The 8,458-nt window shown below is 37.7% G+C and carries 8 protein-coding genes; 4 read left to right on the forward strand and 4 right to left on the reverse strand.

The features are described from left to right. Positions 1-471 precede the first annotated feature (471 nt). Positions 472-1,284 carry a tetratricopeptide repeat protein gene (locus tag A2003_RS05535; protein ID WP_286686924.1) on the forward strand — a complete coding sequence of 271 codons (813 nt, stop codon included), beginning with the start codon at positions 472-474 and terminating at the stop codon, positions 1,282-1,284. A gap of 46 nt (positions 1,285-1,330) precedes the next feature. Here the strand turns inward: A2003_RS05535 and A2003_RS05540 are convergent, their stop codons facing one another. After that, positions 1,331-3,523 (reverse strand): TonB-dependent receptor family protein, encoded by a 2,193-nt coding sequence (locus tag A2003_RS05540; RefSeq protein ID WP_286686925.1) that lies wholly within the window; start codon positions 3,521-3,523, stop codon positions 1,331-1,333. 209 nt (positions 3,524-3,732) lie between these two features. Here A2003_RS05540 and mutM point away from each other — a divergent pair, with 209 nt between their 5' ends. Next, complete coding sequence (gene mutM, locus A2003_RS05545) at positions 3,733-4,554, forward strand: bifunctional DNA-formamidopyrimidine glycosylase/DNA-(apurinic or apyrimidinic site) lyase (RefSeq protein ID WP_112986183.1); 822 nt, start codon at positions 3,733-3,735, stop codon at positions 4,552-4,554. A gap of 30 nt (positions 4,555-4,584) precedes the next feature. Further along, on the forward strand, positions 4,585-4,875 hold the full coding sequence (locus A2003_RS05550) for a peptidylprolyl isomerase (RefSeq protein ID WP_004908776.1): 291 nt from the start codon (positions 4,585-4,587) through the stop codon (positions 4,873-4,875). A gap of 41 nt (positions 4,876-4,916) precedes the next feature. Here the strand turns inward: A2003_RS05550 and A2003_RS05555 are convergent, their stop codons facing one another. The 3 genes from A2003_RS05555 to typA form a co-directional block, all read right to left on the reverse strand. Then, positions 4,917-5,249 carry a gamma-glutamylcyclotransferase family protein gene (locus A2003_RS05555; RefSeq protein ID WP_126131736.1) on the reverse strand — a complete coding sequence of 111 codons (333 nt, stop codon included), beginning with the start codon at positions 5,247-5,249 and terminating at the stop codon, positions 4,917-4,919. Between the two features lie 158 nt (positions 5,250-5,407). Continuing rightward, positions 5,408-5,842, reverse strand: a complete 435-nt coding sequence (gene mscL / locus A2003_RS05560; protein WP_112986185.1) for a large conductance mechanosensitive channel protein MscL — start codon at positions 5,840-5,842, stop codon at positions 5,408-5,410. Positions 5,843-6,087: 245 nt separating this feature from the next. Then, entirely contained in the window at positions 6,088-7,923 is a 1,836-nt protein-coding gene (typA, locus tag A2003_RS05565) for a translational GTPase TypA (RefSeq protein ID WP_004908783.1), read from the reverse strand. Positions 7,924-8,100: 177 nt separating this feature from the next. Between typA and A2003_RS05570 the strand changes: the two genes are divergently transcribed. Beyond that, the coding region (locus tag A2003_RS05570) for a solute carrier family 23 protein (protein ID WP_286686926.1) at positions 8,101-8,458 on the forward strand (358 nt) is incomplete at its 3' end.

Here is an 8,458-nt window from a genome sequence, read left to right on the forward strand (position 1 = left end):
TCCGACAAACCCGGTACGGTTCACTTATCCTTTACTACAACTCCTTAATGAAATCTATTGAATGACGATAAGCACATTATTCAAGCTGTTCGAAAATCTTCATGCAGTAATTTAACCTTTTGAGTAGATATCTGTTTTTCTTAAAAAATGTAATTCGAATTGTAGCAATTCCTGTTGATTTGCAACAAAACTAGTAACTGTTTAGAAAGCTAAACTTGCATAATGTAAAGAATATTTATGATTAATTCACAGTATCTCCATAGAGTTTGAATAAGGTTATTTCTATTAAGACTCGTTATTATATTTTTCATTGATTTAGATAAATTAAAACTCAAATTAACCCAATAAATTGCATTCAACACTTATACAAAATCAAGATTTACATTTCAGATTATAAATTTATGATTAGGGTTAAAGATTGCTTTCTGCTACGCAAAGGAGTGATAGCAGACCAAACTGAAAGGAAAGAAGATGAAAAAATTGCTTATTGCTAGCTTAATTGCCATAACCTGTAACTCAGTATTTGCTGCAGAAAAAGGTAATGCTGATGTAATATTTTCTAAAGCAAACCAACTTTATGAAGCAAAAAACTACACAGCTGCTTTCCAAGAAATTCAGCGAATTGCGGTATCGGGTAATGCTCAAGCAATTTATAATCTTGGCTCTATGACTCAGCAAGGCTTAGGCACATCAAAAGATGAAAAAAAGGCATTTGAATACTTTCAAGATGCCTCAAATAAAGGATTTGGCAAAGCGAGTTATGAACTCGCACAAATATATCGATATGGTAAAAGCAATATTGGAATCACCAAAGACACACAGAAATATAAAATATATTTAGATAAAGCTGCGAAACAAGGCTCAGAAGAAGCTGGTGTAGAGGTGGCAACGATATTATTTGCTCAAGGAAAACCAGAGTACGACCAATTGGCGATTCGACAGCTACGCCCATTGATACAAAAGAATTATTATCCAGCGATACACCTAAAGGCGATCTACGATCTAGGCATGGGAAATAAAAATAAAAATCCTGTCCTACAGCAGGTTGCTGTGAACAGCTTTCGCTCTTTAGCCTCTAAAGGATATGCACCATCGTTAATGGTTCTTGGGAATTTGATGGCGAACGGAGATGTAGTTGATCAAAATCTTCCTGAAGCTCAAAAAATATTCAAGACTTTAGCAGCCCAAAATATTCCAAATGCCAAAGAATCTTTGGAAAAAGTTGAACAAGCTATTGCCGCTCAAAAAGCTGCACCAGTAGCAACTCAACCACCTAAAAAGTAATCATATATTGGCAGCACATAAAAATGTGCTGCCAATATTTATAATTTTAAAATTGTTTAGAGACTTTTAGACCAGCACTCCAGTTCCGGCCATCTGCAGGTTCAAAGAAACGGCTATTACTATCATTTACAATTACAGAGCCTGCATAGTTTTTATCAAACAGGTTATCTATACGCGCAAAGCCATTAATGCGCCAATCTGCATACTTCCATGCATAGCCAGTATAAATTGAAGCAACAGTATAACTTGGTGCTGTATCACTGTTTATGTCATCTACATAGACCTTATCCATATATTGGGCATCAATCCCTGTATAGAAGCCCTGTTCTGGTTTCCACGCTAAAGCAAGAAAAGCTTGGTTCTTTGCAATTCCTGGAATGACGTACCCCTTTTGAACAGCCTTTACTGCGCCAACAGCAGGAATGGCAGCATCAAACTTAGCATCTAAATAACTATAACTCGTGTTGATCTCTAGATCTTTCCATAACTTTTTATTCCAACTAAATTCAACTCCCTCACGAAGAGTCTTATCTGCATTTCTAAATGTCGAACGTCCATTAGAAGTACCCGCAGAAACAATATCATTTTGGGTTTTGCTCTGGAAAACAGCCAGCGTAAAATCACCGAGCTGATTTTGTGATTTTAAACCCAATTCGTAGTTATCGCTGGTTGCTGGTTTTAAATCAAAGTTAAATCCAGATTTCGTTGAATCTGTTTGATAAGCCATTTCAGTAAAGGTTGGGGTTTCAAAACCTTTAGCGTAACTGACATAAGCCAATAACTCAGGCATTATTTGCCAACTTAGAACTGCCGATGGTAAGACCTTGTTGTAATCAGTTTTATCGCTGTCATCACCATTGACTGTTCCATACTGATCAGGCTCAGCAGTAAAATGATCTTTTGATTTATAATGCACATTGCTATAACGTACACCTGTATCTAAACGCCAAGTCGGTAAAAACTGCCACGAAGCTTGTAGATAAGGATCAACATTCCACAGACTATTGTCTTCATCACGTCGTAATGTACCTTTTACACCATAAGATGGATTACCGTTGACTAGATTAAAGTTTTCATAGCCTTTACGATCCTCATCCATACTATCGACAGCAATCCCTGCACTGAATTTTGTATTAGGTAATAATTCATTAACTGTCCAGCGGAAATCAGCACCATAATAATTACGTTCAAAATCAATCACAGCACCAGCATGATTAGGATTTCTTTGACCTGAGTAAACTGGATTACCCTTATCGTCTAACGTTATTGTTCCACGTGGTATAGATTGATACTGCGTGACTTGGCGGTTACCAAAATAAGCCATAGCATATAATTCATTGTGATCATTAATCGGCTTAGACCAAGTTACACCTGTCTGAGTTTGCTCAATATCTTTACGAACATTGTAAGTATTATTAGCATCATTAACTTGACGAGGATTTTGTTGCCACTGAGTTCTATTTAATCCCTGTGGATCATCAGCATGAATCTTCACATAGTTAGTAACCCAATTAATTTTACTGCCATCTTCCAAATTCCATGTCAGTTTCGCATTATTTAAGACTTTTTCTGCGCTACTATGATCGCGATAACCATCCGTATTAAAATATGAGGAACTAATGATATAGCTCGGCTCATTTTGATTTTTAGCGCCCCCTTGTAAAACTAGCCCTGCATGATTTTTGTTATGACTGCCGCCTGAATAACTCATTTCTACAGAATCCTTACCCTGCCCTTCTCGAGTAGTTGCAAGAACAGCTCCACCAGATGAATTACCATACAGTGAAGAAAATGGTCCAGTCAAAACCTCTAAATGACTCAAACTATTCATATCGATGTTCGAAGTTTGCCCCTGCCCATCGGGCATCGTTGCAGGTATTCCATCAACATATAAACGTATTCCCCGCACCCCAAAGGTCGATCTAGCACCAAAACCACGCATTGAGAGCTGCAAGTCTTGAGCATAATTTTCCCGATTACGTAATTGAACACTCGGAATACCCTTAACAAGTTCTGTTAAATTGACCTGCAGAGATTGATCGTTTTTAGGTGCATCAACTCGATAAACAGATGCCGGTGTTTGAATATAAGACGTGTCAGTACGAGTAGCTTCGACTTTAATTACAGGTAAAGGTTCAATTTGATCATTACTAGATTCCTCTGACCATACAAAGGTACTTGCCATGCCCATAGTTATTGCAACTGAACCGTATAACAAGTTAATTTTTAGTGAAGGCATGGGTATTCCTTATTTCTGTGTGGCGATGATGAAATAGTTTCTTAAAGCTAAATTTTGATTATTTTATTGTTGTGTTAGAGATTTAACCTTAGCGAAAAAGATCAAAGTATTTTTTCATCATGATTCGCAATTAAAAATAAATATCAGCATAATTGTAAATGAAACATTTACCCTCATTGTATTGTTGTTGAAAACAACTTGAGCTGAATATGCCTGAACTTCCAGAAGTTGAAACTACTAAGACCAGTTTACTCCCACTCTTAGAACAACGAGTCCAATCAATACAGGTCTATAACTCAAGTTTACGTTGGCCTATACCCGATGATTTGAACAAACTGATTGGGCAACGTTTAATGGCGCTTAAACGTCGTTCTAAATATATTTTGGCTGAATTTGAACGAGATCAGATGCTATGGCATTTAGGTATGTCAGGCAGCTTTCGTTTATGTGAACCAAACGAAGAATTGCGTAAACATGATCATCTTGTAATCGACTTCGAAGATCAACAGCTTCGCTATCATGATCCACGTCGCTTTGGTTGTATTCTATGGTTAGATCAAAACAATCAAGAAAAATTGATCGATACCTTAGGGCCAGAACCGCTAAGTGATGCATTTAACGCAGTTTATTTATTTGAAAAACTCTCAAAAAAGAATGTCGGCATCAAAATTGCTTTAATGGATAATCATAATGTTGTAGGTGTTGGTAATATTTATGCGACTGAAAGCTTATTCAATGTCGGTATACATCCTGCACAACCCGCTTCAACATTGAGTTTAGTGCAAATTGAAAGCTTAGTGATTGAAGTAAAACGCATTCTAAAGCATGCAATTGAGCTAGGTGGTTCTACATTACGCGATTATACCAATGCAATGGGTGAAAATGGATATTTCCAACAAACACTACTTGCTTATGGTCGAGCTGGTGAAATGTGTGTGAACTGTGAAACCACACTGGAGAATTTAAAACTTGGTCAACGTGCCAGTGTATTTTGCCCGCAGTGTCAGCCTCTAAAATCCACCAAAGCTTAATTGCAAATCTATTTGAGGGAGACTAATTTCATGCAAACCGCAATCGTTCGACATATTTTAGTAAAAGATAAAGATCTTGCTGAACAGTTAAAAAAACGAATTCAGTCAGGTGCTGATTTCAGCAAAATTGCCAAACAATATTCAACTTGTAATTCAGCTAAACGCGGTGGTGAACTGGGTGAAGTAAAAAAAGGACAGCTTGTGCCAGTGATTGATAAGTTGGTTTTTACTGCAGCCGAACGTATTTTACATGGTCCAATCAAAAGCCAATTTGGCTTTCACTTAGTTGAGATTAAATTTCGTATGGATGGGCTGAGATAGCCTTCGAAGTAAAGTATTTCTGCGCCCCTCCAGTAACGTATTCAAATCTTTGGTTGCATGACATAAGTCCAAGCTTCAACTTTTTCACCTGAATCTAATATCACTGGTGCAACAACGCGTTGATATTGGAAGCCTTCGAAATCATCCAACATTTGCCAGTTTTGCTCTAACTTTTCTGTACTAAAAAGATAGCCATCAACTAAAGGATCATTTTCATTGAGCACAATGGCTGGCAGACCTTTGTCAGGCCCCCAATCAAGTACATGCACAGTTCCATGTACTTGTGCCTTTTGCCAATCACCACCAATATTTCCTAAAATATGCGAATTTTCTCGATTTGGACAAAGTGTGCCGTAAACAAATAATCTGTTCATGTTGGTTAATCCCCTAGCAATACGCTCCGCATCTTAAAATGAAAGTAGAAAGTTTTCTATGTAAAAACGATTATTCATCTATCGTTCTTTAGCTAATTTTATTCCAATCTACAATAAAAAAACGGCATATCAAATGCCGTTTTCTGTATCAAGGTCTATTAACCTTGTTTTTTCAATTCATCACGGATTTCACGTAACAACTGAATATCTTCTGGTGTAGGCGCTGGTGCTGCTGGCTCTGCTTCTTTTTGTTTACGCATACGATTCATTACTTTCACCATAAGAAACACAACCCATGCCAAAATAATGAAATTAATAAAGATGGTTAAGAAATTACCATAGGTTAAAACATTGACACCTGCTTTCGTTAATTGATCTAAAGACTGTAAATTATTTGGATTGTCTCCTAGCACAATAAACTTCTGCGTAAAATCAACACCCCCACCAGTAATAACTGAAATAAGTGGCATGATGATATCTTTCACCAATGAATCAATAATTTTACCAAATGCACCACCAATGATGACACCAATGGCAAGATCCATCATATTGCCTTTGATGGCAAATTCTTTAAATTCTTGAATAATACTCATTTATAACTCTCCAGAATTGACGTGATCGCACCTACTTTTGCATTGTTTATTACATAGGCACAGTTATTCATCATAATATAGATAATTTAATATTATTCTGAAAAAAATAAAGTTATTTCACACTTTAACAACATATTTTATTGTAATAAAAATATGAACTTAAGCATGCATCAGTCATAATTCATTTTCAATAAAAAAACCGCTAAATTAATTTAGCGGTTTTTTAAATCTTCTATGCTAAAAGATTATTTATCGCGATTACGCTTACGTTCGTTTTCAGTCAAGTAACGCTTACGAATACGAATTGATTTTGGTGTTACTTCAACTAACTCATCATCTTCAATGAATTCAAGCGCTTGTTCTAGCGTGTATTCCAATGCTGGTGTTAAAGTCAGTGCTTCATCAGTACCTGATGCACGAACGTTGGTTAACTGCTTCGCTTTGGTTGGGTTAACAACCATATCATCTGAACGAGAGTTAATACCGATGATCATGCCTTCATATACTTCAAGCTGTGGTTTAGCGAATAAACGACCACGGTCTTGAAGTGTGAATAATGCATAGCCCAAGCAAGTACCTTGAACCATAGAAATCAACACACCATTTTGACGTTTCGCAACAGTACCTGCTTTTGCTGGACCGTAATGCGAGAAGCTTGATGTCATGATCCCTGTACCAGAAGTCATGGTTAAGAATTCAGAACGGAAACCAATCAAGCCACGTGAAGGTACAGTTGCTTCAATACGGATACGGCCTTTACCGTCAACTTCCATATTGGTCATTTCGCCTTTACGGAAGCCCATTTGTTCCATTACAGAACCTTGATGCTGTTCTTCAACGTCAAAAGTTACGTTTTCGTATGGCTCTTGTTTTTCGCCATCGATTTCTTTCATGATCACTTGTGGACGTGATACGCCCATTTCAAAGCCTTCACGACGCATGTTTTCAATCAATACTGAAAGGTGAAGTTCACCACGACCAGATACTTTAAAACGGTCTGGACTATCAGTATCTTCAACACGTAATGCAACGTTGTGAATCAATTCACGATCAAGACGCTCACGGATATTACGTGAAGTAACGAATTTACCTTCTTTACCAGCAAACGGTGAGTTGTTCACTTGGAACGTCATCGAAACTGTAGGTTCATCTACAGACAATGCAGGTAATGCTTCAACATTTTTCGGATCACAAATCGTGTCAGAAATATTTAATGCATCAATACCTGTGATACAAACGATATCACCAGCAGAAGCAGATTCAACATCAACACGCTCTAAACCGTGATAACCCATGATTTTTAAGATACGACCATTACGTGTCTTACCTTCTTTATCAATTACGGTTACTTGAGTGTTCAATTTTACAGAACCACGTTGAATACGACCAACACCAATAACACCAACGAAGCTGTTATAGTCAAGTGAAGAAATCTGCATTTGGAACGGACCATCAACATCAACTGCTGGTGGTTCTACGATATCAACAATCGTTTCAAACAACGGTGTCATATCATCCGCTAATTCTTCTGGTGATGGACCAGCCACACCACGAAGACCAGAAGCATAAACAACTGGGAAGTCCAATTGCTCATCAGATGCACCTAAGTTATCAAATAAGTCGAATACTTGATCAATAACCCAGTCACAACGAGCGCTTGGCTTGTCAACTTTGTTAATGATTACGATTGGCTTCAAACCACGTGCGAACGCTTTTTGCGTTACGAAACGAGTTTGTGGCATTGGACCTTCTTGAGAGTCAACAAGAAGCAATACACAGTCAACCATCGACATTACACGTTCAACTTCGCCACCGAAGTCTGCGTGTCCCGGGGTATCCACGATATTGATACGGTATTCAGTATCAGTACGCTTATCTAACCATTTGATTGCAGTGTTTTTCGCAAGAATGGTAATACCACGTTCAGACTCAAGCGCGTTAGAATCCATAACACGTTCAATCTCGCCTGCGCGATCACCAAGAGCACCTGATTGTTGTAAAAGTTTGTCTACAAGAGTCGTTTTACCATGATCGACGTGCGCAATAATGGCAATGTTACGGAGAGTTTTAATATCTGACATGTAAAATTCGATACGCTTTAAATTTGAGGGCAAATTATACAGAAAAATACTAAAGTTTAGTAGTGACAGTTTATTGACAGAGCAATTTTTTTCTGACGAATAGTTACAGAATCGTTGGTAAAGTAGTCTAAGTCTATTAGAATAATCAACTAATGCTTACCGCTTTTTTATGCTCCCATGTCAAATCCCCACTCTGAACAACCGCTCGATCTAGTCTATGGGCTAAATGATCGACCGAAACCTTTTATTGCTTTTTTAGCGGCGCTTCAACATCTTTTAGCGATTTTAGTGCCAATTGTCACCCCTGGATTATTGATTTGTTTGGCATTAGGTGTGTCTCGCGAAGACACCAATATGATTCTTTCTATGTCATTAATCATTTCAGGGATCGCGACTTTCTTGCAATGTAAGAAAGTTGGTCCATTTGGCGCTGGATTACTTATTGTTCAAGGAACTAGCTTTAATTTCATTGGTCCTATCATTGGTATAGGTAGCGCAATGGTGGCTGCTGGCACACCTGTCGAACAAGTTATGG

The organism is Acinetobacter sp. GWC1_38_13 (assembly GCF_001767535.1).
Lineage (GTDB): Bacteria > Pseudomonadota > Gammaproteobacteria > Pseudomonadales > Moraxellaceae > Acinetobacter > Acinetobacter junii.